This window comes from Mycolicibacterium wolinskyi str. Jessa 2025 (assembly GCF_049241375.1).
Lineage (GTDB): Bacteria > Actinomycetota > Actinomycetes > Mycobacteriales > Mycobacteriaceae > Mycobacterium > Mycobacterium wolinskyi.
In genome coordinates this window covers 5,865,990-5,890,538 of sequence record NZ_CP185960.1, presented here as the reverse complement: position 1 = coordinate 5,890,538, position 24,549 = coordinate 5,865,990, and the positions used below count along the sequence as shown (strand labels likewise).

The window sequence follows — 24,549 nt, the reverse complement described above, 5'->3', positions numbered from 1 at the left end:
CCGCCTTGTAGCGACATTGTCGCTGGCAGGGTGGGTTGAATACGGACCCGCAATCGACGCCTTGACGTGGGATGTCGGTGGGCGGATGGCCCCACATTCGAAATGTTCCGCGTATGAAGCGCGGTGGCGGTCCCGAAGCCGATTTTCCGCCACCGCGCTTCACGCGCGGTTACTGGCGTGGATTGCGTTGCCCCGAAGTCGGAAGTCGCGCACCGTTGCCCGCCTTGGCGCGCGACATTGTCGCTGCAATGCGGGCAGCCGAAATCGCGTTGCCCGCGTGACCGCTGAGGCAAGAGTGGCTTTGCGTGACTCGCGGCTTGGTGCGCGTGTGACGAGCGTTGCCCACGAGGCGATTTCAGCGACATTGTCGCTCATAGCCGGGCGCAACGACTACGTGCCGTACCTGCTCAACCGAATGTCCCGCTCACATAGACGATTTCACCCAGTGGATCGTCCTCTCCGAGGTCGGGCACCGGCAGGCCGTAGCGCGTGAACAGCTCCGACCGCGGCACGGAATCCATCTGCCAGCCCTTGCCGGCGAGATAGTCTGCCGCGGAATGCCGTTCACCGTGGTAGATGAGTGACGGCATGTCGAGGTTCAGCCCGAACTGACTGAACGTCGCGGTTGCCTCGCGCGCCTTCTCCTCATCGAAATCCTTCAAGGCGGGCACGAACTCGGTGGCGACCGAGCTGCGGGGTGCGCTGAGTTCGGCGATGTTGTCGAACAGCCGGTCCTGCGCGTCCGGCGGCAGATAGATCAGCAGACCCTCCGCACACCACGCGGTCGGAGCCGACGGGTCGAATCCGGCGGCGCGCAGTGCGGCGGGCCAGTCCTCACGCAGGTCGATCGGCACGGTGTGCCGCTCGGCCGCGGGTTCGGCGCCCAGCCCGGCAAGCGTCCGGGTCTTGAACTCGATGACGTCGGGCTGGTCGATCTCATAGACCACGGTGCCGGCCGGCCAGGGCAACCGGTAGGCCCGCGAGTCCAGGCCCGACGCGAGGATCACGGCCTGGCGGATACCGCCTTCCGTCGACGCGACGAAGAAGTCGTCGAAAAACTTTGTCCGGACGGCCATCTCGTCGATGTTCGCGCGGACGCGCGCGGCGGCGTCGGGCACAACGGCCTCGATGTCGAGCGTGCCGTCGACCATCGCGGTGAACGCGTCGATGCCCACAGCGCGCACCAGCGGTGCCGCGAACGGGTCATCGATCAGCCTCCGCGGATCCTGGCTCGCGATGGCGCGCCCGGCGGCGACCATCGTCGCGGTGGCGCCGACGCTGGACGCCAGATCCCAGGTGTCGTTGTCGCTGCGTGCCATCAATTCCTCACTTGAACTGAGCCGACAGGTAACCCGAGTCACCGGCGAGTTCGGCCAGGTCCTCGGGGAGTTCGAAGCCGTTCCCAGCGTAGGCGTCGCGCGTGGACTCCACCGTCACCTGCCAGCCGTGTGAACTCAGATAGTCGCGGGCCGTGTGGCGCTCGCCCGAATAGAACAGGTCCTTCAGGTCGACTTCGGACCCGACGCGCTTCGACCACTCGCTGACCTTCTTGGTCCATTCCTCGGACAGCATGTTCATGTCCATGTGCTCGGTGGCCAGCCGGCTGCCCGGAGCCGACAGTGCGGTGATGTTGTCGAAGAGCCGGTCCTGGGCGTCTGGCGGCAGATAGATCAGTAGCCCTTCGGCGATCCAGGCGGTCGGGGCGGACGGATCGAAGCCCGCGGCGCGCAGCGCGGCAGGCCAGTCGTCCCGCAGGTCGATGGCGACCGCGCGACGTTCGGCACCCGGTTCGGCGCCCAGCTTGGCCAGGGTCTGGCTCTTGAACTCGATGACTTCGGGCTGATCCACCTCGAACACCACGGTGCCCGGCGACCAGTTCAGCCGGTAGGCGCGGGTGTCGAGCCCGGAAGCCAGGATGACCGCCTGCCGGATGCCTGCCGCACCGGCCGCCGAGAAGAAGTCGTCGAAGAACCGGGTGCGCACGGCGATCTGCTCACACATGCGCTGCCGGTCGAGCATCTGGTCGCCTTCGACGCACAACTCTCCGTTGGCGAGCTTGATGAAATGTTCCAGACCCACCGCGTTGACGAGCGCATCGGCGTACGGGTCGTTGATGAGCGGGTCAGGCTGTTTGGTCGCCAGCGCGCGGGACGCGGCGACGCCGGTAGCGGTCGAGCCGACGCTGCTTGCCAGATCCCACGTGTCGCCATCGGTGCGTGCCATCGGATTCCTACTTTCGTATCGCGGTTACCGCCAACGAACTACGCATCGGTGCGTTGTCGTCGGTGTCGGGAAATGTGCGGCCGTAGTCGGCGAACATCTCGGTCCGGGGACGCGTCGTCACCTGCCAGCCGTGCTGCGTCAGGTACCCGTCCACCGGGCTGCGATCGCCGTCGTACCAGAGGTCGGACAGGTCGATGTCCAGGCCGTGCTCGCGCCAGCGTTGGCTCATGGCCTGGCCGCGCTCCCGGAAAGTCGCCCCGACATCGAGGTGGAACTCGGTGGCGAGCCGGCTGCCAGGGGCGCTCAATGCGGTGATGTTGTCGAAGAGCCGGTCCTGGGCCTCGGGCGGCAGATAGATCAACAGCCCTTCGGCGATCCAGGCCGTCGGGACGGACGGATCGAAGCCGGCGGCGCGCAGAGCCGCAGGCCAGTCGTCGCGCAGATCCACCGCAACCGCCCGGCGTTCGGCGCTCGGGGCGGCCCCGATGCCGGCCATGGTCGCCGACTTCGCCTCGATCACCTGAGGCTGGTCGATCTCGTAGACGACGGTACCGGCGGGCCAGGCCAACCGGTAGGCGCGCGAGTCGAGACCGGAAGCGAGGATCACGGCCTGCCGGATGCCCGCCGCACCGGCCGCTGAGAAGAAGTCGTCGAAGAAGCGGGTGCGGACGGCCATGACCGAGATCATCATCTGCGCGGCCGCGGCGTCCTCACCGTCCAACTCGACGTCACCGTCGACCAGCTTGGTGAAAAAGTCCACGCCCACCGCACGGACCAGGGCAGCGGCATACGGATCGTCGATCAGAGGCTGCGGTTCCGCGCTGGCGAGGGCACGCGCCGCGGCGACCATGGTCGCCGTCGCACCCACGCTCGAGGCGAGGTCCCAGTTGTCGGTGTCGGAGCGCGCCATCGGGCGGTCCTACTTCTCGGCGCTGATGTAGACGACCGACGCGAACTGGGCATCGTCTTCGATCGGCGGCAGACCGGTGCGGACGAGGAGGTCGTTGGTGCTGATGCTCGTGGTGCGCCAGCCGTGCCCGTCCAGGTATGCCGTCACGTCGGCGCGATCGCCGAGGAACACCAGCTCGCTGAAATCGAGGTCGAACCCGTGGGCCTTCCACCGATCGGAGAAATCCTGCATCCGCGCGCGGATGGTTTCCTGATCCTCTGCCTTGGTGCTCGGGACACCTTCGACACCGACGCGGCTGCCCGGCGCGCTCAGCTCGGTGATCAGGTCGAGCAACCGGTCCTGGGCTTCGGGCGGCAGGTAGCCGAGAAGGCCTTCAGCGATCCAGGCGGTCGGTTTGGTGGAGTCGAATCCGGCCGCCCGCAGGGCCGCGGGCCAGTCGTAGCGCAGATCCTCGGCGACCGCGCGTCGGTCGGTGGTCGGGCCTGCGCCGAGTTCGGCGAGCGTGCGGGTCTTGAACTCGATCACCTGCGGTTGGTCGATCTCGAAGACCACGGTGCCGGCCGGCCACGGCAGCCGGTAGGCCCGCGAGTCCAACCCGGCGGCCAGGATCACGGCCTGCCGGATGCCTGCGCGCGAGGCGTCCAGGAAGAAGTCGTCGAAGAAGCGGGTGCGGGCGGCCATGCCGTTGGCGAACCGGGTGAGGCCGGTCGCGGCCTCCTCGTCGAGGTCTTCGACCTTGAAATCACCGTCCACGAGCTTGGTGAAGAAGTCGACGCCGACCGCGCGCACGAGCGGTCCTGCGTACGGGTCATCGATCACCGGATCTTCGGCGTTCGTCGCCATCGCCCTCGCGGCGGCAACCATCGTCGCGGTAGCTCCGACGCTCGATGCCAAATCCCAAGTATCGTTGTCCGTCCGCGCCATAACGTCCCCTTTTGTCCGTGTTAGTTAGTCGGTGTAACGAGCTGGCGCCGACTGTACGCTCCGAATCTGAAGACAGCCTTAGCCCGCGGGAGCGCGCAGCGATGCGGGCCAACGAGGGTGCAACTGTTACTCTCGTAGACTGTTTGACAGCTGAGTTCGCAGGCTGCGCGCCTGCCGAACTGCTGCACATGACTTGACCAAACCGCTGGACCCACCAGCCCCATTTGGCACGCCGCGCTGAAGAGGTCGGCTGCGCAGGAGGAAGAGTGCTTTCGGCTTTCATCTCGTCGCTGCGGACGGCCGACCTCAGACGCAAGATCCTGTTCACGCTGGGCGTGGTGATCCTGTATCGAGTCGGCGCGTCGATCCCGTCTCCCGGGGTGAACTACCCGAACGTGCAGAAGTGCATCGAGCAGGTGAGTGGCGGTGACTCGGCACAGATCTACTCGCTGATCAACCTGTTCTCCGGTGGCGCACTGCTGCAGCTCACGGTGTTCGCGGTGGGCGTCATGCCCTACATCACCGCGAGCATCATCGTGCAGCTGCTGACGGTGGTCATCCCGCGGTTCGAGCAGCTGCGCAAGGAAGGCCAGGCCGGGCAGGCCAAGATGACGCAGTACACGCGTTATCTGTCGATCGCGTTGGCGATCCTGCAGGCCACGAGCATCGTGGCGCTCGCCGCCAACGGCGGCCTGCTGCAGGGCTGCTCGCTCGACATCATCCAGGACAGCTCGATCTTCGGCCTCATCGTCATCGTGATGGTCATGACCGCGGGCGCGGCCCTGGTGATGTGGATGGGCGAGCTCGTCACCGAGCGCGGCATCGGCAACGGCATGTCGCTGCTGATCTTCGCCGGTATCGCCGCCCGCATCCCGTCGGAGGGCCAGACCATCCTGGAGAGCCGCGGCGGCGTGGTGTTCACCGCGGTCTGCGTGGCCGCGCTGATCATCATCATCGGCGTCGTGTTCGTCGAGCAGGGCCAGCGCCGTATCCCGGTCCAGTACGCCAAGCGCATGGTGGGCCGCAAGATGTACGGCGGCACCTCGACCTACCTGCCGCTCAAGGTCAACCAGGCCGGCGTCATCCCGGTCATCTTCGCGTCGTCGCTGATCTACATCCCGCACCTGATCACGCAGTTGATCCAGAGCGGCAGCTCCAACCCGGGCACCGGCTGGTGGGACAAGTTCGTCGCCGACTACCTGACCAACCCCGCAGATCCGGTCTATATCGCGATCTACTTCGGCCTGATCGTGTTCTTCACGTACTTCTACGTGTCGATCACGTTCAACCCTGACGAGCGTGCCGACGAGATGAAGAAGTTCGGCGGGTTCATCCCAGGCATCCGGCCCGGTAAGCCGACCGCGGACTACCTGCGGTACGTGCTGAGTCGGATCACCCTGCCCGGCTCGATCTACCTCGGCGTGATCGCCGTGCTGCCGAACTTGTTCCTGGAGATCGGTAACACCGGGTCGGTACAGAATCTGCCATTCGGCGGTACTGCGGTTCTCATCATGATCGGTGTCGGCTTGGATACCGTCAAACAAATCGAGAGCCAGCTCATGCAACGCAACTACGAAGGGTTCCTGAAGTGAGAGTCGTTCTACTCGGACCGCCCGGTGCGGGCAAAGGCACGCAGGCAGAGAAGCTGTCCGAGAAGCTCGGCATCCCGCAAATCTCCACCGGGGATCTTTTCCGCAAGAACATCGGCGACGGCACGCCGCTCGGCGTGGAGGCCAAGCGTTACCTCGACGCAGGCGACCTGGTGCCGGCCGAACTGACGAACCGCCTGGTCGAGGACCGTATCGACCAAGAGGACGCGGCTGCCGGATTCATTCTCGACGGCTACCCGCGCTCGGTCGAGCAGGCCGGTGCGCTCAAGGACATGCTGGCCGCCCGCAACACCAAGCTGGACGCGGTGCTGGAGTTCCAGGTTTCCGAGGACGAACTGCTGACCCGCCTCAAGGGCCGCGGACGCGCCGACGACACCGACGAGGTGATCCGCAACCGGATGAAGGTCTACCGCGACGAGACCGAGCCGTTGCTGGAGTACTACCGCGACGATCTGAAGACCGTTGACGCGGTGGGTGGTCTCGACGAGGTGTTCGCCAGGGCGCTGCGCGCATTGGGCAAGTGATCAACCTGCCGGGGCTGCGTAACCGCAAGGTCGTCGCGCAGCGCACCCCCGCGGAACTGGACGCGATGGCTGTAGCGGGCGCGCTCGTCGCCGCCGCATTGCGTGCGGTCCGGGCCGCCGCCGCGCCGGGCGTCTCGACGCTCGAACTCGACCGCGTCGCCGAGTCCGTCATCCGCGACGGTGGCGGCACGCCGTCGTTCCTGGGCTACCACGGCTTTCCGGCCAGCATCTGCGCGTCGGTGAATGACCGTGTGGTGCATGGGATTCCATCGGCCAGCGAGGTGCTGGCCGCAGGCGATCTGGTGTCCATCGACTGTGGCGCCATCGTCGACGGCTGGCACGGCGACTCCGCCGTCACGTTCGGCGTCGGCACTCTGATCGACGCCGACGCGGCACTCTCGGCGGCGACGAAGGCGGCCATGGAGGCCGGAATCGCCGCGATGGTACCCGGCAACCGGCTCACCGACGTCTCGCACGCGATCGAGGTCGAGACGCACGCCGCCGAGGCCCGGCATGACCGTAAGTACGGCATCGTCGCGGGCTACGGCGGGCACGGCATCGGCAGGCAGATGCACATGGACCCGTTCCTGCCGAATGAGGGTTCGCCCGGACGCGGCCCGTATCTGGCTCCCGGTTCGGTGCTTGCCATCGAGCCGATGCTGACGCTGGGCACCACCAAGACCGTGGTGCTCGAAGACGAGTGGACAGTCGTCACCGCCGACGGCACGCGCGCCGCGCACTGGGAACACACCGTCGCCGTCACCGACGACGGGCCGCGCATCCTCACCCAGTAGGGCCGCCAGCAATCACTACCTGTTTATCGCCCCAGCCCTGGTGAGGTGGGCCCGCGCAAAGGTAGTAATGAACTGGATCACCGCCAACGTCGTATCAAAGACGGAGGTTGGGAATGGACGATCCGGAGGCCGCGATGATGCGGGCGCTCTATGACGAGCATGCCGGGGCATTGTGGCGGTACGCCCTGCGGCTCACGGGCGATCGCGCCCGTGCCGAGGACGTCGTGCAGGAGACCCTGTTGCGGGCCTGGCGCCATCCCGATGTCACCGCCGACACGGACCGTTCGGCCCGCGCCTGGCTGTTCACCGTGGCGCGCAACATGATCATCGACGAACGCCGGAGCGCTCGGTTTCGCAACGAAACCGGTGTCCCGGACCCCGAACAGGTGGCCGACCATCATCAGGCCGCCCCAGACCAGGTGGATACCGCGTTGGACCGGCTACTGCTGAGCACGGCGCTCAGCCAACTCTCCGAAGAACACCGGGCGGTGATCCGCCGCGCCTACTACCAGGGCTGGACCACCGGACAGATCGCGAGCGATCTGCAGATACCCGAAGGCACAGTGAAATCACGGCTGCACTACGCGGTCCGCGCGTTGAAGCTCAACTTGCAGGAAATGGGGGTGACACGATGACCCGATTCGGTGTACCCCATGGCGTCGACCCCGTCGAGCCGGATCGATACGCGACCTGGGACGCCGCCTACGTGCTCGGCTCGCTGGACAGCAATGAGCGCCGCGAGTATGAGACGCACCTCGCGGGGTGTGCGCAGTGCCGCGCCGCGGTCGCCGAACTGAGCGGCATGCCGGCGCTGCTGGCGATGCTCGAACTCGACGACGTGCGGGCCCTCGACGAAGCAGAGCCCGAACCACCCCTGCGCCCTGAGGTGCTGCAGTCGGTGCTGACCAAGGTCAGCTCGCGGCGGCGGCGATCACGGTGGATCACCTCGGGCGCGGTCGGGCTCGCGGCGGCGCTGTTGGCGGTCGGCATGGTGATCGCGATCCGCCCGGAGATCATCGGCCTGCAGCGCGGCGCCGAGCAGCAGCAGACCGCGCAGATGCTCGAGATGACCAAGGTCTCCCAGACCCCGATCAACGCCAGTATCGCGATGACCAGCTACGGCTGGGGCACCCGGATCGACATGGCGTGCACGTACGGGGACTGGGGCCGTCGCGACGCACCTCCGCAGAACCTGGGCATGGTGGTGGTCGGCCGCGACGGCAGCCGTGAGGAGATCGCGACCTGGCTGGGGCTGTCCGGTGCGACGGCACTGCCGAGCGGCAACACCCAGAAGCCCATGGAGGAAATCGCTGCGGTGCAGATGGTTTCGTCGCCCGACGGCAAGGTGCTGCTCGAAAAGAAGCTGTAGACGCCGGGGACTGTCGCGCCGTCTCACCTGCCAGCTTGCTGCGCCGATGGTTGGAATCTGCTCAAACCCACCTCCGCGGTGAACCGACCCTACTCACCGGTCGTGTCACTAGGCAGAGGACAGGAGCAGGTGACATATGGCCAAAGGGCACCGGGTGGTCGACCACATCGTCGGCTTTCTCGCAGCAAGCGGGGTCTCACACATCTTCGGCGTCGACGGCGCCAACATCGAGGATCTGTACGACGCGGCATTCTTTCGTGAGGGCATCACCGCGGTGTTGGCCAAACACGAATTCTCCGCTGCCGCAATGGCGGACGGATACAGCCGCAGCGGCGCCGGGCTCGGGGTGGTGGCCGCGACCTCAGGGGGCGGCTGCCTGAACACCGTGCCCGGCCTGGGCGAATCACTGGCCAGCCGGGTCGGCGTGCTGGCGTTGATCGGGCAGGCGCCGACCGCCCTGGACGGGCGGGGCGCCTTCCAGGACACCAGCGGTGAGAACGGCGCACTCGACGGCCTGGCGCTGTTCTCGGCCGTTTCGGTGTATTGCCGCCGGGTGGTGACACCCGCCGACATTCTGACGATGCTGCCGGAGGCGGTGGCCGCGGCACGCAGCGGCGGGCCGGCGGTGTTGCTGCTGCCCAAGGACATCCAGCAGGCCGTCATCGACAAACCCACACACGCCAACGGGCGGGTCAACGGAAAGCCCGCGGGCACATCACTTTCCGATCCACGGATGCTGGCCGAGATGCTACGCGGCGCGGACGGTCCGATCACCATATTCGCCGGTGAACAGGTCGCCAGGGACGATGCGCGGCACGAGTTGGAGCAGCTGCGGGCAACTCTGCGGGCGCGGGTGGCGACGGTGCCCGACGCCAAGGACACCGCGGGCATACCGGGTCTCGGGTCATCCTCGTCGCTGGGGGTGTCCGGCGTGATGGGACATCCGGGTGTCGTGGCGGCCGCCGCGCAGAGCGCGGTGTGCCTGCTCGTCGGCACCCGCATGACGGTCACCGCCCGGGCGGGCCTCGACGATGTGCTGGGTACCGTCCCCACCATCTCGATCGGCTCGGCGCCGCCGTATCTGCCGTGCCCCCATGTGCACACCGACGACCTGCGCGGCACGCTGAACCTGCTCAGCCAGGCGTTGTCCGGGCACGGGCGCCCGACCCAGGTGCGCGTCCCGGAGAGCATGGCGCACAGCGAATTACGGCCGCCGCCCCACGACGGGCCGGGTATCCGTTACCGCGATGCCATGACGGTGCTCGACGCCGCGCTACCCGACGGCACCGACATCGTCGTCGATGCCGGCAACATCGGCGCCTCGGCCATCCACTATCTGCCGGTCCGCCGGGACGGCCGATTCATGGTCGCGCTCGGGATGGGCGGCATGGGCTACAGCTTCGGTGCGGGCATCGGGATGACCTTTCACCGCGCCGGCGGAGGCATGCGTCGGCGGACCGTGGTGATCGCGGGTGACGGGTCGTTCTTCATGCACGGCATGGAGATTCACACTGCCGTGCAGTACCGGTTGCCCATCACGTTCCTGCTGTTCGACAACCACGCGCACGCCATGTGCGTGACCCGTGAGCAACTGTTCTACGACGATCAGTACAGCTACAACAGGTTCGGCCCGAGCCGGCTGGGCGCAGGCCTGGCGGCCATGTTCCCTGGCCTGATCGCGCTCGATGTCGACGACATCGAGCACCTGCCCGCCGCACTGCGCACCGCTCTCGAATCCGACGGACCGTCCGTCGTCAGCGTGGAGTGCTCACCCGACGAAATACCCCCGTTCGCAGCGTTTCTCGCCAAGTCCACCAACACACCGTCGACCACGAAGGAGAACACATCCCATGTCGCTGCCCGCGCTTGAAGACATCACCACCCACCGGGGCACTGCCGACCCCATCGATGGGCTCATCCGCATCGAGACCTCACCCAAGGAGAAGGCCACGCCGATCATCATGGAGATGATGCGGTCGGTCTACCCGCACGACCAGGTGTTCGGCGAGTACTGCACCGTCAACGACTACATCGACTGCCCACCCGACGAGCTGTACGACTACCTGTCCGACACCCGTTGTCTGGAGGAGTGGACTTACAGCCTGCGCGGTTTCAGCCCCACGGAGGAGCCGGGCCTGTGGCTGGCCCACGACCGGCTCGGCGCCGGCCACGGGGGACCCGGCAGTGAGATCTACACGCGCACCGTGGCCAATCGCGATGCGATGACCGTCGATTACCACTGTGCCTGGGATCAGGGCAAACACCTGTGGATGATCTATCTGATGCGTGTCGTCGATGCCCAGGTGGTCTTCGACAAGCCGGGATCAGTTGTGCTGTGGACCAATTGCCACCATCCGTTCTACGACCACAACCCGTATCCGGAAACCGCGCCGCCGGGCCGGCCGGTGTGGGTCGGTGACTTCTGGGACATGTTCGGCCCCGGCCACCTGCTCGAACTGAAGAACCTCAAGGCGATCGCCGAGTACCGCCACCGCAACGGCCTGCCGCTCACCCCGGCCTGGATGAAATGAGCCTGCCCATGACCAACGACAACACCGCCGTGAGCCTCGTCGACGTCTCGACGTACCTGCCCGGTGACGCGATCGGCGCCGACTACTACGCGCAGTTCGCCGACTCCGATGATCTGCGGGACAACCTGATGTTCCGGGCGCCGCGGTTCCGTCACCACGTGGCGCCCGACGAGACCGCGATCGACATGGTCGAACGGGCGGCGGCCGGGCTCATCGAACGCCACGGCGCCGACGTCGTCACGGGCGCCGACGTGCTGATCACCCACACGCAGCTGCCCGACATGCCGTTCTACGGCGGCGGCGGGGGTATGGCGCATCGCCTTGGCATGAAACCGAACTGGGTCATCGATCTCCACAACGGCGGCTGCGCGGCGTTCGTGCTCGGCCTCAAACTCGCCCGTAATCTCCTGGCGTCGGGAGAGGGCCACACCGCCCTGATCGCGGTTGCCCAGAACGCGGCGGGCCAGATCTTCGAGCAGGAGACCATCCGCCGCAAGGCGCAGGCCTCGGTACCCGGCGACGGTGCGGCGGTCGGGTTGGTGACGCTTTCGGACAGCTCACCGATCCTCGACGTCGAATGCCGCACCTATGGCGAATACGCGGGTGACATGACCATCTCGGTCGACCCGCCGCGCAAATGGTGGGCAGCAGGCCCGGGCGAAGGATGCATCGGGTTCACCGAAAGCAAGATCACCAAGGTGTTGGCCCGCGGCAACCGGCAGGTGCCCGAGGTGTCCTACGCCGTGTGCGACCGGATCGGTATGCAGCCCAAGGACGTTGACCTGCTGGTGACCAACCAGCCGAACCGGGTGTTCCTGCGCAACTGGCGCGAGGCGCTCGAACTGCCCGCCGAACGCCACGTCGACACGTTCGACGAATGCGGAAACCTGTTCGCCGCGGGGATTCCCGTCAACCTGGACCGGGCGATCACCGACGGCCGGGTCAAGGCGGGGGACACCGTGTTGATGTCGGCCTTCGCGCATGCCGGTGATTTCGCCGGGGCAGCGGCCGTTCGATGGGGCGGGCGAGTCTGATGGCGTCGCCGCGCGGCGCACTGCTCGATGCGGTCAGTGCGCTCCCACAGGCGGTCAATCCGCTGGCGTTGTCGCTCAACGAATGTCCGTTCCCGCCGCTGCCCGCAGTCCGGTCGGCGCTGAGCACCTCGAACGACGCCGTCAACCGCTATCCGGAGTTCCTGCCCGAGCGGTTGCGGTCGCTGATCGCCGGACATGACGGGATCGGTGAGGACCAGGTCGTCATCGGGGTCGGTGCGACCGGCGTCATCATGCAGGTGCTGCACGCCGTGACCAGCCCGGGCGACACCATGGTGATGTCGTCACCGACGTTCGACGGGTATCCCATATTCGCTCAGATGGCGCGGTTGCGATCGGTCACCGTTCCGCTCGACCGCCACGGCCACCACGACCTCGACGCGATGGCCGAGGCCGCGGCACACGCCAGGGTCGTGGTGGTCTGCCGGCCCCACAACCCGACCGGCACCGTCGAACCGGCGGCCGACATCGAACGGTTCCTGGCCCGCGTGCCCGCCGACACCGTCGTGTTGCTCGACGAGGCGTATGTGGAGTTCCTGGCCGCCGAGCACCGTATCGACGGGCCGAGCCTCGTCGCCCGGTTCGGCAATGTCGTGGTGGTGCGCACCTTTTCGAAGGCATACGGTCTGGCGGGGCTGCGGATCGGGTACGGCTTCTGCGCCCCCGAACTCGGCCGGCAACTGTGGACGATGCAACTGCCGTTCGGCATCGGGCTCACCGCCATGGTGGCCGTTGCCGCGTCCTATGATGCGGAAAGCCAATTACGCCAAAGGATCCGGATGATCGCCGCCGAGCGGCGATACCTGCAGATGCGGCTGCGTGCGCTGGGTGTCTACACGACCGACGGCCAGGCCAACTTCATCTATCTGCCCGCCGACCACGCGCCGTGGCGCGAAGTCTTCGACGGCACCGGCCTGCAGGTGCGCCACTACGCCGACGGTGGTGTGCGGATCACCATCGGGTCACGACAGTCCACCCGAGCCGTGCTTCGGGCGGTGCGCGCAGTCCGCTGACGGGTTCGGGGCGGAATGCGGTATGAAGAACCGTGCCCTCCCCACCGGACAAGCGTGACCCCATCGCGCTGGCGCGCGCGAACTGGGAGGCTGCCGGATGGGGCGATGTCGCGGGCGGCATGGTCGCGGTGACCTCGGTTATGCGGGCGCACCAGATCCTGCTGGCGCGCGTGGAGACCGCGCTGCGGCCCTACGATCTGAGCTTCTCCCGGTTCGAACTGTTGCGCCTGCTCGCGTTCAGCCGTACCGGGGCCCTGCCGATCACCAAGGCCTCGGACCGGCTTCAGGTGCACGTCACGAGCGTCACGCATGCGATCCGGCGTCTGGAGGCCAACGGTCTGGTGGAACGGATCCCGCATCCGACCGATGGCCGCACCACGCTGGTGCGGATCACCGATCTGGGGCGCTCCACCGTCGAGGACGCGACCGTGACGCTCAACGAGCAAGTGTTCGCTGACGTCGGGATGTCCGACGAGGAATCGCGGGCGCTGGCCGCGTCGATCGAGACGCTGCGCCGCAACTCCGGGGACTTCTGAATTCTGCGGCAGTAGGCTCGAACTCAATCGAGGGGAGCACTATGTACGCCAAGCGTCTGGGGTTGGTGCTCGCGGCCGCCGCGATAGCGGTCGCGGCCTGCACCACCACCACGTCGGGGGTTGCTACCGCACCGGATGACGTAACCCCGTTCACGACGTCGAAGAAGCCGACCAAAAGCCCCACCCGGACCCGCACACCCACGGCGACCGCCGCACCGGGCACCGGTCTGCCGCCGGAGGCGTTCGCCGAGGTGCGGGGCGCGGGGATCGAGGGCTCGGATTCGGCGATCAGCGATCAGGTGTCACTGGCCTGCATCATGGCCGCGGGCAGCTTCAACGACTCCAAGCAGGATGTCGTCGACGTACTGATCCAGATGGGCAGCAAACTGCCGCCCGAAGCACTCCTGGTGATCGTCGACGTGGCCGTGAAATACGAGTGCCCCGAGTACGCGGGGAAACTCGGCGGTTAGGCCGCCAACTCGAGGCTGAGGAACTCCGGCGCCTTGATCACGCGGCGCAACATGAAGCGGATGAACGCCGGCATGCCCGCGGCGCTTTCGTCGCGGTAGACCCTGGGGTCGGTGAGTCGATAGTGGTGGCGCCGGGTTTCCAATTCGCACCCGCCGGCGGCGAGCACGTTGCGTACCCAATCGGCCTGCGATCCGTACGTGAGCGCGATGACGTAACCGTGTGGACGCCTGAACGCCCACAGCGGCGTGCGGAACGTGCGGCCCGACTTGCGGCCGCGATGGATGACGACGGCCCAGCCCGGAGCCCACGGGGCGATGAATTGGGTGAGCCGATTGAGGCCGATCTTGTTGGCGCGAGCGACCCAGCGTGGAGCCGGCATCAGAACTCCTCAGTTGTTGAATTACTCCGTCAAGCGTAGTGCGCCGGGTCCGGCGAAGTCAACGATCGTTGAATTTGTGCAGCGCTATTCCATGACGCTGGGCAGCGGAATGGTCGCGGTCACCGTGGTGCCCGTCCCTGGGCGAGAGCGGATGTTGAGCCGGCCCCCGACGATCTCGGCACGCTCGGCCATCGAGAGCAGCCCGTACCCACTCGTCTCGTCGCTGCCGAGAGGATGCTCAAAGGTGTCGAAACCCTTTCCGTCGTCGACTATTTCGAGACGTGCGACACCGTCCTCCACAGCGAAGGTGAGCCTCGCCCGGCTGGCCTCGGCATGTTTGACGACGTTCTGCAGGCACTCCTGGGCGATGCGGTACAGCGCCAGCTCGATGTGATCGGGCACGCGGGTCTCGGCGAGGTCGACCTCAAGTTCCACGCGGGGGATCGAGCGGGCCAGGCTCGCGAGGCCACCCGACAGGCCGAGGTCGTCGAGCACCGGCGGCCGCAAGCCGCTGATCGCGGCGCGGGCTTCCTGCAACGTGAGGTCGACGAGTTCGCGTGCCTTGTCGAGTTGTTCGGCCACCGCCGTCGGTTCGCCGACCGCGCGGGCCGCGGCGTCCAGCCGGTACGACAGCGTCACGAGCCGCTGCGAGATGCCGTCGTGAATATCGGCGGCGAGCCTGCGCCGTTCGAGTTCCTGCGCCTCGATGACCTGCTCGACGAAGTTCTCGTGGGCCCGTTCCCGGGCGACGAGCTGGCGGTGCAGCCGCGCCTGGTGCAGCGCACCCGCGATGAGCCGGCCGATGACCACGAGCAGTTCGACGTCGCGGGCGGTGAACTCGCGGCGATGCACGGTGTGGACGTTGAGCACGCCGACCAGACCGCCGGGGCCGGTCTCCATCGGCACCGAGACCATCGAGGTGAAGTCGCGTCCGCGCAGTGACTCGAACGGCAGATAGCGCGGATCGGCCTCCTTGTCGTGGCTGATCACCACGGGTTCGCGGTGGCTGGCCACCCAGCCCGAGATGCCCTGCCCGAGCGGCAGCCGGATCTTGCCCACCTCGCTGTCGAACGGCGGGGTGGCCCCGGTCAGGGTGAGGGAGCGATCGGAATCGTCGAGCACGTGTACGAAGCACACGTCGGTCGCGGTGGCCGCGGTGATCATCCGGGCTGCCGCGGCGGCGAGCGGCTCGACGCCTGGACCGCTCGACGCCGCCTGGATGAGTTCACGCAGGAGCGCGAGCTCGCGGTCGGCGGTGAGGTCGATCGAGGCGAGGTCACGTTTCGTGGTCATTGGTAGATGCCCTCGCGCAGTGCGGTCGCGACCGCGCCCGCGCGGTCCCCAACCCCGAGCTTGCGGTAGATCGACCGCAGATGCGTCTTGACGGTTTCGTCGCCGATCACGAGCTTGTTGGCGATCCCGCGGTTGGACAACCCGGCGACGACGTACGACAGGATCTCGCTCTCCCGTTGGGTCAACCCCTGGCGCACACCCGGCCAGAACTCGTCGCGCTGCAAACGGGCCGCGGTGCCCGCCGCCCTCGCGGCCATGCCGGGGTCGATCGCGGTCTCGCCACCATGGGCGAATTCCAGCTGACGTACCAGTTCATCGCTGCTGATGCTCTTGAGCAGATAGCCGGACGCGCCGACCCGCAGCGCCTGGAACAGGTATTGCTCGTCGTCGTAGACCGACAGCATGACCACTTTGCGGTCCGGGTCACGCTCGCGCAGCGTCCGGCACAGGTCGAGCCCGCTGGAGCCCTGCATGCGCACGTCGCACAACACGATGTCGGGGTTGAGGTCTTCGACCACGCCGAGCGCCCGCTCGGCGCCGACGGCCTGACCGACCACCTGCACCCGATCGGCGAACGCGGCGAGCATGGCCTTGAGACCCTCGATGACCATCTCGTGGTCATCGACCAGCACAAGGCGCACTGGGCTGGAGGGCGCCATGCCATCACCCTAAATGGGCAGATCGGTTCGGTAGCTCAACTTGGCCTGCCCAATCCCCCCTACGGGGGACGCGGAGCGGGTGTGATGTGGGCCACTCTCGTCAGGTGCCCACAACACAGGAGAAAACATGGCGTGCCGGACGGTTCTGGTGGGACTGTCCGCAGCCGTCAGACACCACTGCCTGTCCGTTGCGGACGGTGATCTTCGATCTCGATGCCCTGTCCGACCTTGACGTCGACGGGCATCGCGTTGTCTTCAACGCCGCGTTCGCCGCGCACGGGTTGTCCATCGCCTGGAGCGTCCCGCGTTATCGCCGGCTGCTGGCGTTGCACGACGAGCGCCAACGCGTCGCGGCCGAACTCCGCAAGCGCTGCGTCGGGCCGGAATGCGACGTGCTCACCGAACTGCTCGCCGACGAGATCTGCGCGACCAAGGACATGATGTTCGACGAGATGATCCTCGACCTGGGGCTGACGCCGCGGCCCGGTCTGGTGGACCTCGTGATGGATGCGTTCGCCGACGGGATACCGGTGGGCGTCGTGTCCAGCGGCCGTCGCCGCTGGGCCGAGCCGCTGGTTCGGCAACTGGTCGGCGAAGGCTTGGTGGAAACGGTCGTCACCGGCGATGACGTGAGCAAGCCCGCTGACGGTTACCGCCACGCACTGGCCGAACTCGGGGTGTTGCCGCATGACGCACTCGCCGTGACGGGCTCGGCCGACGGTCTGCGCGCCGCCAATGCCGCCGGGTTGGCCACGGTGCTCATCACCGCGTTCGACACCGGCGTGGCCGCGCGGACTGCCGCCGCGGTTCGGCCCGATTACGCCGGATCCGAACCGCTGCGGTTGACGACGTGCCGGCGCGTCCACGCCCAGTGGTGGGCCCAGCACAGCCCGTCGGCGGCTTAGCGCTGCGCGGCCGGGTCTGGCTGTCGCGTCGGCTCTTGGCGTTCTCCGGACATCGTTCTCCGGGCAGTAGGTGTGGTTCTGCCCGCCTATGCGCGACAATGTCGCTGATAGCGCCTCTCCCGCAACATGTTTCACATCAATCCCACACCTGTGATAACAGCTGACACTCTGGCGCCAATGAGTATCATGCGTATCGCCGATTCGCCTGCCCGCATACGAGCGACATTGTCGCGCGGGTGTGGCCATACGACATTCTTGGCCCGGAACGTCGAAAGCACCCGGCGGCTATCTGTTCACTATGCCTAGGCTTCCAGCCAGTAGGTGGCAGCAGTCCTCGGCGTAGACGCCGCAACGAATACCGTCAACACCAACGTCATCTGTTGTCCGCCTACGAGCGACAGTGCCGCTGCAACGCGGGCGCGTAACCAAAGTGGCTGGTGTTTCTCGGCGAAGTTGTTGTGGCCTGTGTGGTTTAGCGCTCTGGGCCTGGTAGGGCCAGTGAGGCTGGTGTGGCGAATTCAGCGACATTGTCGCGCATAGGCGGGCAGACAGGCACCGCGCTGGAGGCGTGGGCAGACACACGCCGCGACGAAGGCGCGTGCCCACCTCCGGCCTCAGCCGCGCAGCGTTTCGATCACCGCGCTGAAGTCCTTGTCGGCGTTGTCCACCGCAAACTGCGCGTAGATCTCGGCGGCGTGGGTACCGAGCGGGGCCGAGGCGCCGGTCGAGGAGACCGCCGCCATCGCCAGGCCGAGGTCCTTGTTCATCAGTGCAGTCGCGAAGCCCGGCTTGAAATCGTTGTTGGCCGGCGACGTCGGAACCGGTCCAGGCACCGGGCAGTTGGTGTGGACGGACCAGCAGTTGCCGGTCGCGCCGGTGATCACGTCGAACAGCGACTGTGCGGACAAGCCGAGTTTCTCGGCGAGCACGAACGCCTCACCGATCGCGATCTGCTGTACGGCCAGGACCATGTTGTTGCAGAGCTTGGCCGCTTGACCGGTGCCCGAGCCGCCGCAGTGAATGATCTTGCCCGCCATGGGATCGAGCACCGGCCGGGCGCGCTGCACCGCGTCGTCCTCGCCACCGACCATGAACGCCAGCGTGCCTGCCGTCGCACCCTTCACGCCGCCCGACACCGGTGCGTCGAGTTGCGCGTGTCCGTGGTCGACGGCCTGCGTGTGGATCTCACGGGCATCGTCGACCGAGATGGTCGACGTATCGATGAACAGCGTGCCCTTGGGTGCCGCGGGCAACACCTCGTCGTAGCACGCCTTGACGATGGCGCCGTTGGGCAATGACGTGATCACCACTTCGGCCTCGGCTGCCGCCTCGGCTCCGCTGTCGAACACCGTGGCGCCGTTGGCTTCTGCTGCCGCCTTCAGGTCAGGCACCGGGTCGAAGCCGCGCACCGTATGGCCCGCGGCGACGAGGTTGGCCGCCATCGGGCCGCCCATGTGGCCCAAACCGAGGAATGCGATCGTCGTCACGTGTCTCCCTATGCCGAGGCGCGGGCTCGGGCGGCTTCCGCGCGACCGATGACCACACGCATGATTTCGTTGGTTCCCTCAAGGATGCGGTGCACCCGCAGATCGCGGACGATTTTCTCCAGGCCGTACTCGCGCAGGTAGCCGTAGCCACCGTGCAGCTGCAACGCCTGATCCGCCACGTCGTAGCAGGTATCGGTGACGTACCGCTTGGCCATCGCGCACAGCGTCACCTTGTCGGGGTGATCCGCGTCGAGCGCAGACGCCGCACGCCACAACAGGTTTCGCGACGTCTCCAGACCGGTGGCCATGTCTGCCAGTGCGAACCGGACCGTCGGCTCATCGAGAAGTGCACCGCCGAATGCCTGACGGTCGGCGAGGTAGCCCACGGCCTTGTCATAGGCGGCCTGGGCACCGCCCAGCGAGCACGCCGCGATGTTGATCCGGCCGCCGTTGAGGCCCTTCATCGCGATGCCGAACCCGGTGCCTTCGCCCTCGGTGCCGCCCAGCATGGCATCGGCAGGCACCCGCACGCCTTCAAAGATCACCTGTGCGGTCGGCTGCGCGTTCCAGCCCATCTTCTGCTCGTCGGCACCGAAACTCAGTCCGGGCGTGTCCTTTTCGACCACGAATGCCGATATGCCGCGCGGCCCTTCGCCGCCGGTGCGGGCCATCACGACATAGACGTCGGATGTGCCCGCCCCGGAGATGAACTGTTTGACGCCGTCGAGGACGTAATCCTCTCCGTCGCGAACTGCCCTGGTACGCAACGCCGAAGCGTCCGATCCCGCCCCCGGTTCGGTCAGGCAGTAACTCGCGATCGATTCCATCGAGGCCAGCCGCGGCACCCAGGTCTTGCGTTGCTCGTGGGTGCCGAAGCTGTCGACCATCCACGCGCACATGTTGTGGATGGACAGGAATGCCGCGATGGTCGGATCGGCGGCCGCGAGTTGCTCGAAGATGCGTACCGCATCGATACGGCGCAGCCCGCTGCCCCCGGCGTCCTCACGGCAGTAGATCGCCGCCATGCCGAGTTCGGCCGCCTCGCGCAGCACGTCGGTGGGGAAGTGGTGCTTCTCGTCCCACTCCAACGCGTATGGCGCGATGCGCTTTTCGGCGAACGCGGCCGCCGTTTCGGCGATCACCCGGTCGTCGTCGTCCAGATCGTGCAGATTCACGCGGCCGCTACTTCATGGTCGGGATGACGAATTCGGCGCCATCCTTGATGCCCGACGGCCAGCGCTCGGTCACCGTCTTGACCTTGGTGTAGAACTGGATCGAGGCCGGGCCGTGCTGGTTGAGGTCACCGAAGCCGGACCGCTTCCAGCCGCCGAAGGTGTGGTAGGCCACCGGCACCGGGATCGGCACGTTGACGCCGACCATGCCGACCTGGACCCGGGACACGAAGTCGCGGGCAGCGTCACCGTCACGCGTGAAAATCGCGACGCCGTTGCCGTATTCGTGTTCGGTGGGCAGGCGCAATGCCTCGTCGTAGTCGTGTGCGCGCACGATGCACAGCACCGGACCGAAGATCTCGTCGGTGTAGATCGACATGTCGGTGGTGACGTGGTCGAACAGGCTGGGGCCGATGAAGTAGCCCTTGGAAAGGTCGGCTTCATCGAAGGTGAGCTCGTCGGTGGCCCGCTCGCGGCCGTCGACCACCAGCTCGGCCCCGGCTTCGACGCCCTGGCCGATGTAGTCCTTGACGCGCTTGAGCGCGGCCTCGGTGACCAGTGGTCCGTAGTCGGCCTTGGGATCGAGGCTGTGGCCCACCCGCAGTTGCTTGACGCGCTCGACGAGGCGGTTGCGCAGGCGATTTGCCGTCTCTTCGCCCACCGGGACCGCCACGCTGATGGCCATGCACCGCTCGCCTGCACTGCCGTAGCCCGCGCCGATCAGTGCGTCGACGGCCTGGTCGAGATCGGCGTCGGGCATCACGATCATGTGGTTCTTGGCGCCGCCGAAGCACTGCGCGCGCTTACCGTGTGCGGCCGCGCCGGAGTAGATGTACTGGGCGATGTCGGAGCTGCCGACGAAGCCCACCGCCTGGATGGTCGGGTGCTCGAGAATGGCGTCGACGGCCTCCTTGTCGCCGTGCACCACCTGGAAGACGCCCGGGGGCAGCCCGGCCTCGATGAAAAGCTCGGCCAGCCGCACCGGCACCGAGGGGTCACGCTCAGAAGGCTTGAGCACGAACGCGTTTCCGCATGCCAGCGCCGGGCCGGCCTTCCACAGCGGGATCATGGCCGGGAAGTTGAACGGCGTGATGCCGGCGACCACGCCAAGCGGCTGACGGATCGAGTAGACGTCGATGCCGGTGCCCGCACCCTCGGTGAACTCGCCCTTGAGCAGGTGGGGAATGCCGACGGCGAACTCGATGACCTCGATGCCGCGCTGGATGTCGCCGAGCGAGTCGGCGACGGTCTTGCCGTGCTCAAGCGACAGCAACTCGGCCAGTTCGTTGGCGTTCTGGTTGACCAGATCGATGAACCGCATGAGCACGCGCGCGCGGCGCTGCGGGTTGTAGGCGGCCCACTCTTTCTGTGCCTCAGCCGCGCCCGCGACGGCGGCGTCGACATCGGCGGCCGACGCCATCAGCACCTGCGCCTGAACCTCGCCGGTGCTGGGGTTCATGACGTCGGCGGTGCGAGTCGAGCCGGCGCTCGTGCGCTGGCCGTTGATGAAGTGCTGGATCTGTGTGGTCATGACATCCGTCCAAGGTTTGTGCGCATTGGTGCAGCAGTACAGCTCGGGTCGAACCCGAGATACTTGGATATCCTAGTAATTGGCCGGAGTGTTTGGCAAGAGTTCTGCCGATCTGAATGGGAAGGCCGGTCAGCCGAGGGAGACGGGGTCGCCGACCTGCATGGTGCCCTCGGACACCACCTCGAGGTACGTACCGGCACAGGGCAAAAGGCCCATCCCGAAGGCGTCGACACGATTCTCGGCCGCGGGTGTGCGCAGTGCCTGGGGTGCCCTGGGGAGCTCGCCGTGTTCGAGGGTCGGGATGACGCAGCGAGGCGTCGGCCCCATGGCGCGCAGCCGCGTTCCGCCCACGCTGAGAACCTGACCGGTCCACTCGTTCTCGGCGTACGCGGGATAACCCGGTGGCGTGGCGATCACGAGATTGGGCCGGTATCGCGCCGCCTCGACGCCGATGCGTTCGAGGGTCGCCGTCGTGATCGCGTGGACGGGAGCCAGATCGACGAAGGAGTCCCCTGGAGTTGCCTGGGCCAGTTCCAGAATCGGAGCATCGACTTCGGCATCGACTCCCATTTCGAGTACCTGGTCGGGGTCGGCGCGCTCGATCGAGGCGCCGTCGGACCGGCTGCGGCCGAGGCGGACCGAACGCCCCAGGAACCGTGACAACACGTCGTCGACGTGGTCGTCGTCGGAGGCCGCCGTGCTGCCGTCCGGCAGTCGGATCACGACGCCTCGGTCTTGCGTGAGGGCGCTGCACGACAAGAGTCCGCGCCACAGTCGTGCTTGCTTCGCACTCGCAACCCTGCCGCTGGATTCGTCGATCAGCGCCAGACGGCGATCGCCCTCGGCGCCGCGAGCGTCTATGAAGATCGAGTCGACGCTCTCGCCGAGCATCGACTTCACCGGATAGCGGTACAGACTCCCGACCCGCAGCTGCTCAACCGTCTCGGCGCTCATGAATCGAACATAGCCCTGTCCGCGCGCGCTCGGAGAAAGCCTCTTTCAATTACGAAACGGTACCGTTATAGTATTCGCGTGGATCCCGCTGACGTGAACCCCGATGTGCTCGTGGTCGGTGCCGGCCCCACGGGGCTAACCCTGGCGTGTTCGCTGCGCCTGCATGGTCTTTCGGTGCGGGTTGTCGACCGCGCGCCGGGTCCGGCCACCACATCCCGAGCCAACTTCCTCCATGCCCGCGGGTCGGAGGTCCTCAACCGCATCGGTGCGTTGGGCACGTTGCCGGACGAGTCGCTGCGGGCCATGCGCATCACCAACTACCTCGGCGACCGGCCGGTGATGACGCTGGAATTCGGTGACCCCGGCATGCGTACCGCGTCGCCGCCGATGGTCGTGTCGCAGGCCAAGGTCGAGGCGGCACTGCGGGCCCGGCTCGCCGAACTCGGCGTCACGCCGGAATGGGGCCTGCCGCTGCGAGCCGCGCATCAGGACACCGACATGGTGGTGGCAGAAGTGGGGGACGGCGAGGTGATTCGTGCGCGGTGGCTGGTCGGCTGCGACGGCACGTCGAGTACGACCCGCGAACTCACCGGCATCGACTTTCCGGGCGTCAAGCTGAGTGAACGTTTTCTGTTGGCCGACATCCACCTCGACTGGGATCTCGATCGGGGCGGCACGTCGGGCTGGATCCATCCCGACGGCGTCGTCGGCGCCATGCCGATGCCCTCCAGCGGCACGGACAACCTCTGGCGATTGTTCGTCTACGATCCGACGCTACGGGAAAAGCCAAGTGAGGCAGACATTCTGGAGCGAATCAAGCAGATCCTGCCGCGGCGTACCGGCCGGCGTGTGCAGATCGGTGACGCCGAATGGCTCTCGGTGTTCACCGTGCATCGCCGGCTGGCGGACACGTATCGGCGCGGGCGAATACTCATCGCCGGCGACGCGGCGCACGCTCACGCGCCGTTCGGCGGACAAGGCATGCTGACCGGTATCGGAGACGCCGAGAACCTGGCGTTCAAGCTGGCACTCGTGGTCCGTGATCGAGCATCCGATGCCCTCATCGACACGTACGAAGCCGAGCGCAGGCCGCTGGCCACCGAAGTGCTGCGCGGCACGAGCGCGATCACTCGGGTCAACGTCGCCGACAACCCCGTCGGGCGCTTCGTGCGTGACCACGTCGCCACGCGCATATTCGGGCTCGCAGTCGTGCAGCGACGGACGACGTATACGGCCTCGCAGTTGTGGGTCAGTTACCGCAAGGGGCCACTCGGTGGACGCGGACGTAAGCCACGCCCCGGCGACCGCATCGCCGATTCGGCCTGTAGCCGTGCAGACGGCACCTCGACGACACTGCACAGCGAGCTCGGCGGACGCTGGGCGCTGCTCGTGCCCGCAACCGCATCGGCTGATCCCGAAGCGGTGCACCGCCGACTCGGTGATCTTGTCGGAGTGCTGTACCACGGCGGTGACCAGATGATGTTGGTCCGGCCCGACGCCCACCTCGCGTGGCGGGGTAGACCGGACAACGTCGACGGCCTCGATCATTGGCTGTGCGCCGCATTGGGATCCGGGAACGCCCGATGACCACACCGGCAGGGCGAGGCCGGCCACGCGACGCCGCAGCCGACCGCGCCATATTGCAGGCCGCGCTGGATATGTTCATCGAGCGGGGCGTCGAGGGCACCAGCATCGAGCAGATCGCCAAGAAGGCCGGTGTCGGCAAACCGACGATCTACCGGCGCTGGTCAAGTAAGGAAGACGTGATCGCCGCCGCCATGGAGACTTTGATCGTTGACGAGGTGGCTTGGGCGTCACCGGCTGCGATCGAGGCGGAGCCGCCGTACGCGTTGGTGGAAGCGGCCATCGACAGTGCGGCCGCCACGGTCACCACGCCGCAGTATCGCGCCTTGGTCGCCAGGGTATACGGGTCGGCGGTCAACCATCCGGCCCTCATGGCGGTCTATTGGGAACGCTATATCCTGCCGCGCCGACAGCTCGCCGCACGCCTTCTCGAGCGTGCCCGCGCGGCCGGAACCGTCGACGCCGACACGGATTTCGACGTGGCCATCGACATGATGGTCGGTGCGATCACCTACCGTGTGCTGCAACCCAACCCTCCCGACATCGACGAGATGCGGCGCTACCTACGTGCCATCTACCGCCAAATTGGGCTGTTGCCCTGACGCCCGTCCTGCTACCGTCGACCGTG

General features: G+C 66.9%; 25 protein-coding genes. 14 read left to right on the top strand and 11 right to left on the bottom strand.

Annotated features, from left to right (window positions below; all coding sequences use genetic code 11):
- Window positions 1-407: 407 nt before the first annotated feature.
- From ACOI2T_RS29185 to ACOI2T_RS29170, 4 genes are read right to left on the bottom strand one after another with little or no spacing between them, the layout of a single operon-like run.
- Window positions 408-1,319 (bottom strand): class I SAM-dependent methyltransferase, encoded by a 912-nt coding sequence (locus ACOI2T_RS29185; protein WP_409502065.1) that lies wholly within the window; start codon window positions 1,317-1,319, stop codon window positions 408-410.
- 7 nt (window positions 1,320-1,326) lie between these two features.
- Window positions 1,327-2,223, bottom strand: a complete 897-nt coding sequence (locus ACOI2T_RS29180; protein WP_067842266.1) for a class I SAM-dependent methyltransferase — start codon at window positions 2,221-2,223, stop codon at window positions 1,327-1,329.
- A gap of 7 nt (window positions 2,224-2,230) precedes the next feature.
- Window positions 2,231-3,133 (bottom strand): class I SAM-dependent methyltransferase, encoded by a 903-nt coding sequence (locus ACOI2T_RS29175; RefSeq protein ID WP_085146551.1) that lies wholly within the window; start codon window positions 3,131-3,133, stop codon window positions 2,231-2,233.
- A gap of 9 nt (window positions 3,134-3,142) precedes the next feature.
- Entirely contained in the window at window positions 3,143-4,057 is a 915-nt protein-coding gene (locus ACOI2T_RS29170; protein ID WP_409502064.1) for a class I SAM-dependent methyltransferase, read from the bottom strand.
- 266 nt (window positions 4,058-4,323) lie between these two features.
- Between ACOI2T_RS29170 and secY the strand changes: the two genes are divergently transcribed.
- From secY to ACOI2T_RS29115, 11 genes are all read left to right on the top strand, one after another.
- Window positions 4,324-5,649, top strand: coding sequence for a preprotein translocase subunit SecY (gene secY, locus ACOI2T_RS29165; RefSeq protein ID WP_067842272.1), 1,326 nt, complete (start codon window positions 4,324-4,326; stop codon window positions 5,647-5,649).
- On the top strand, window positions 5,646-6,191 hold the full coding sequence (locus ACOI2T_RS29160; RefSeq protein ID WP_067842274.1) for an adenylate kinase: 546 nt from the start codon (window positions 5,646-5,648) through the stop codon (window positions 6,189-6,191). Before secY ends, ACOI2T_RS29160 begins: the two co-directional genes overlap by 4 nt.
- Window positions 6,188-6,985: a type I methionyl aminopeptidase gene (gene map / locus ACOI2T_RS29155; protein WP_409502063.1), complete on the top strand. Its 798-nt coding sequence runs from the start codon at window positions 6,188-6,190 to the stop codon at window positions 6,983-6,985. The genes ACOI2T_RS29160 and map overlap by 4 nt, the downstream gene beginning before the upstream one ends.
- Before the next feature lie 113 nt (window positions 6,986-7,098).
- On the top strand, window positions 7,099-7,620 hold the full coding sequence (locus tag ACOI2T_RS29150) for a sigma-70 family RNA polymerase sigma factor (protein ID WP_067842281.1): 522 nt from the start codon (window positions 7,099-7,101) through the stop codon (window positions 7,618-7,620).
- The gene (locus tag ACOI2T_RS29145; protein WP_409502062.1) at window positions 7,617-8,354 is read left to right on the top strand and encodes an anti-sigma factor family protein; all 738 of its coding nucleotides are present in this window, start codon (window positions 7,617-7,619) and stop codon (window positions 8,352-8,354) included. Before ACOI2T_RS29150 ends, ACOI2T_RS29145 begins: the two co-directional genes overlap by 4 nt.
- A gap of 136 nt (window positions 8,355-8,490) precedes the next feature.
- Window positions 8,491-10,224, top strand: coding sequence for a thiamine pyrophosphate-binding protein (locus ACOI2T_RS29140; RefSeq protein WP_409502061.1), 1,734 nt, complete (start codon window positions 8,491-8,493; stop codon window positions 10,222-10,224).
- Window positions 10,205-10,885, top strand: coding sequence for an SRPBCC family protein (locus tag ACOI2T_RS29135; RefSeq protein WP_085146558.1), 681 nt, complete (start codon window positions 10,205-10,207; stop codon window positions 10,883-10,885). Before ACOI2T_RS29140 ends, ACOI2T_RS29135 begins: the two co-directional genes overlap by 20 nt.
- Before the next feature lie 8 nt (window positions 10,886-10,893).
- Window positions 10,894-11,919 carry a 3-oxoacyl-ACP synthase III family protein gene (locus ACOI2T_RS29130; protein ID WP_110775282.1) on the top strand — a complete coding sequence of 342 codons (1,026 nt, stop codon included), beginning with the start codon at window positions 10,894-10,896 and terminating at the stop codon, window positions 11,917-11,919.
- A complete protein-coding gene (locus ACOI2T_RS29125) occupies window positions 11,919-12,950 on the top strand; it encodes a pyridoxal phosphate-dependent aminotransferase (RefSeq protein ID WP_409502060.1) in 1,032 nt (343 codons plus the stop codon). The genes ACOI2T_RS29130 and ACOI2T_RS29125 overlap by 1 nt, the downstream gene beginning before the upstream one ends.
- Before the next feature lie 32 nt (window positions 12,951-12,982).
- Complete coding sequence (locus tag ACOI2T_RS29120; RefSeq protein ID WP_085146563.1) at window positions 12,983-13,486, top strand: MarR family winged helix-turn-helix transcriptional regulator; 504 nt, start codon at window positions 12,983-12,985, stop codon at window positions 13,484-13,486.
- A 41-nt stretch (window positions 13,487-13,527) separates the two neighbouring features.
- Window positions 13,528-13,956, top strand: coding sequence for a hypothetical protein (locus ACOI2T_RS29115; protein ID WP_409502059.1), 429 nt, complete (start codon window positions 13,528-13,530; stop codon window positions 13,954-13,956).
- On the opposite strand, the gene ACOI2T_RS29110 is transcribed toward ACOI2T_RS29115, so the two are convergent.
- The 3 genes from ACOI2T_RS29110 to ACOI2T_RS29100 form a co-directional block, all read right to left on the bottom strand.
- The gene (locus ACOI2T_RS29110) at window positions 13,953-14,336 is read right to left on the bottom strand and encodes a nitroreductase family deazaflavin-dependent oxidoreductase (protein WP_067842305.1); all 384 of its coding nucleotides are present in this window, start codon (window positions 14,334-14,336) and stop codon (window positions 13,953-13,955) included. The genes ACOI2T_RS29115 and ACOI2T_RS29110 overlap by 4 nt on opposite strands.
- An 84-nt stretch (window positions 14,337-14,420) precedes the next feature.
- Window positions 14,421-15,629 carry a GAF domain-containing sensor histidine kinase gene (locus ACOI2T_RS29105; RefSeq protein ID WP_409502058.1) on the bottom strand — a complete coding sequence of 403 codons (1,209 nt, stop codon included), beginning with the start codon at window positions 15,627-15,629 and terminating at the stop codon, window positions 14,421-14,423.
- Window positions 15,626-16,288: a response regulator gene (locus ACOI2T_RS29100; RefSeq protein ID WP_067842311.1), complete on the bottom strand. Its 663-nt coding sequence runs from the start codon at window positions 16,286-16,288 to the stop codon at window positions 15,626-15,628. Before ACOI2T_RS29100 ends, ACOI2T_RS29105 begins: the two co-directional genes overlap by 4 nt.
- A gap of 104 nt (window positions 16,289-16,392) precedes the next feature.
- Here ACOI2T_RS29100 and ACOI2T_RS29095 point away from each other — a divergent pair, with 104 nt between their 5' ends.
- Window positions 16,393-17,193: an HAD family hydrolase gene (locus tag ACOI2T_RS29095; protein ID WP_409502057.1), complete on the top strand. Its 801-nt coding sequence runs from the start codon at window positions 16,393-16,395 to the stop codon at window positions 17,191-17,193.
- A gap of 614 nt (window positions 17,194-17,807) precedes the next feature.
- On the opposite strand, the gene mmsB is transcribed toward ACOI2T_RS29095, so the two are convergent.
- The 4 genes from mmsB to ACOI2T_RS29075 form a co-directional block, all read right to left on the bottom strand.
- Entirely contained in the window at window positions 17,808-18,680 is an 873-nt protein-coding gene (gene mmsB / locus ACOI2T_RS29090) for a 3-hydroxyisobutyrate dehydrogenase (protein WP_409502056.1), read from the bottom strand.
- 8 nt (window positions 18,681-18,688) lie between these two features.
- The gene (locus ACOI2T_RS29085) at window positions 18,689-19,855 is read right to left on the bottom strand and encodes an acyl-CoA dehydrogenase family protein (protein ID WP_409502055.1); all 1,167 of its coding nucleotides are present in this window, start codon (window positions 19,853-19,855) and stop codon (window positions 18,689-18,691) included.
- Window positions 19,856-19,862: 7 nt separating this feature from the next.
- On the bottom strand, window positions 19,863-21,383 hold the full coding sequence (locus ACOI2T_RS29080) for a CoA-acylating methylmalonate-semialdehyde dehydrogenase (protein ID WP_085146575.1): 1,521 nt from the start codon (window positions 21,381-21,383) through the stop codon (window positions 19,863-19,865).
- Window positions 21,384-21,512: 129 nt separating this feature from the next.
- Window positions 21,513-22,337: an MOSC domain-containing protein gene (locus tag ACOI2T_RS29075; RefSeq protein WP_409502054.1), complete on the bottom strand. Its 825-nt coding sequence runs from the start codon at window positions 22,335-22,337 to the stop codon at window positions 21,513-21,515.
- Window positions 22,338-22,415: 78 nt separating this feature from the next.
- Between ACOI2T_RS29075 and ACOI2T_RS29070 the strand changes: the two genes are divergently transcribed.
- Both ACOI2T_RS29070 and ACOI2T_RS29065 read left to right on the top strand, forming a co-directional pair.
- The gene (locus ACOI2T_RS29070; protein WP_409502053.1) at window positions 22,416-23,924 is read left to right on the top strand and encodes an FAD-dependent oxidoreductase; all 1,509 of its coding nucleotides are present in this window, start codon (window positions 22,416-22,418) and stop codon (window positions 23,922-23,924) included.
- Window positions 23,921-24,523 (top strand): TetR/AcrR family transcriptional regulator, encoded by a 603-nt coding sequence (locus ACOI2T_RS29065; RefSeq protein WP_409502052.1) that lies wholly within the window; start codon window positions 23,921-23,923, stop codon window positions 24,521-24,523. The genes ACOI2T_RS29070 and ACOI2T_RS29065 overlap by 4 nt, the downstream gene beginning before the upstream one ends.
- Window positions 24,524-24,549 lie beyond the last annotated feature (26 nt).

Bases quoted from the DNA above. Each gene is read 5' to 3' on its own strand.
- ACOI2T_RS29175 (WP_085146551.1), bottom strand. From the start codon at position 3,133: ATGGCGCGCTCCGACACCGACAACTGGGACCTCGCCTCGAGCGTGGGT.
- ACOI2T_RS29140 (WP_409502061.1), top strand. From the start codon at position 8,491: ATGGCCAAAGGGCACCGGGTGGTCGACCACATCGTCGGCTTTCTCGCA.
- ACOI2T_RS29110 (WP_067842305.1), bottom strand. From the start codon at position 14,336: ATGCCGGCTCCACGCTGGGTCGCTCGCGCCAACAAGATCGGCCTCAAT.
- ACOI2T_RS29080 (WP_085146575.1), bottom strand. From the start codon at position 21,383: ATGACCACACAGATCCAGCACTTCATCAACGGCCAGCGCACGAGCGCC.
- ACOI2T_RS29075 (WP_409502054.1), bottom strand. From the start codon at position 22,337: ATGAGCGCCGAGACGGTTGAGCAGCTGCGGGTCGGGAGTCTGTACCGC.
- ACOI2T_RS29115 (WP_409502059.1), top strand. From the start codon at position 13,528: ATGTACGCCAAGCGTCTGGGGTTGGTGCTCGCGGCCGCCGCGATAGCG.
- ACOI2T_RS29130 (WP_110775282.1), top strand. From the start codon at position 10,894: ATGACCAACGACAACACCGCCGTGAGCCTCGTCGACGTCTCGACGTAC.
- ACOI2T_RS29100 (WP_067842311.1), bottom strand. From the start codon at position 16,288: ATGGCGCCCTCCAGCCCAGTGCGCCTTGTGCTGGTCGATGACCACGAG.
- ACOI2T_RS29135 (WP_085146558.1), top strand. From the start codon at position 10,205: ATGTCGCTGCCCGCGCTTGAAGACATCACCACCCACCGGGGCACTGCC.
- ACOI2T_RS29150 (WP_067842281.1), top strand. From the start codon at position 7,099: ATGGACGATCCGGAGGCCGCGATGATGCGGGCGCTCTATGACGAGCAT.
- ACOI2T_RS29180 (WP_067842266.1), bottom strand. From the start codon at position 2,223: ATGGCACGCACCGATGGCGACACGTGGGATCTGGCAAGCAGCGTCGGC.
- ACOI2T_RS29170 (WP_409502064.1), bottom strand. From the start codon at position 4,057: ATGGCGCGGACGGACAACGATACTTGGGATTTGGCATCGAGCGTCGGA.
- ACOI2T_RS29105 (WP_409502058.1), bottom strand. From the start codon at position 15,629: ATGACCACGAAACGTGACCTCGCCTCGATCGACCTCACCGCCGACCGC.
- ACOI2T_RS29185 (WP_409502065.1), bottom strand. From the start codon at position 1,319: ATGGCACGCAGCGACAACGACACCTGGGATCTGGCGTCCAGCGTCGGC.
- ACOI2T_RS29125 (WP_409502060.1), top strand. From the start codon at position 11,919: ATGGCGTCGCCGCGCGGCGCACTGCTCGATGCGGTCAGTGCGCTCCCA.
- ACOI2T_RS29065 (WP_409502052.1), top strand. From the start codon at position 23,921: ATGACCACACCGGCAGGGCGAGGCCGGCCACGCGACGCCGCAGCCGAC.
- ACOI2T_RS29145 (WP_409502062.1), top strand. From the start codon at position 7,617: ATGACCCGATTCGGTGTACCCCATGGCGTCGACCCCGTCGAGCCGGAT.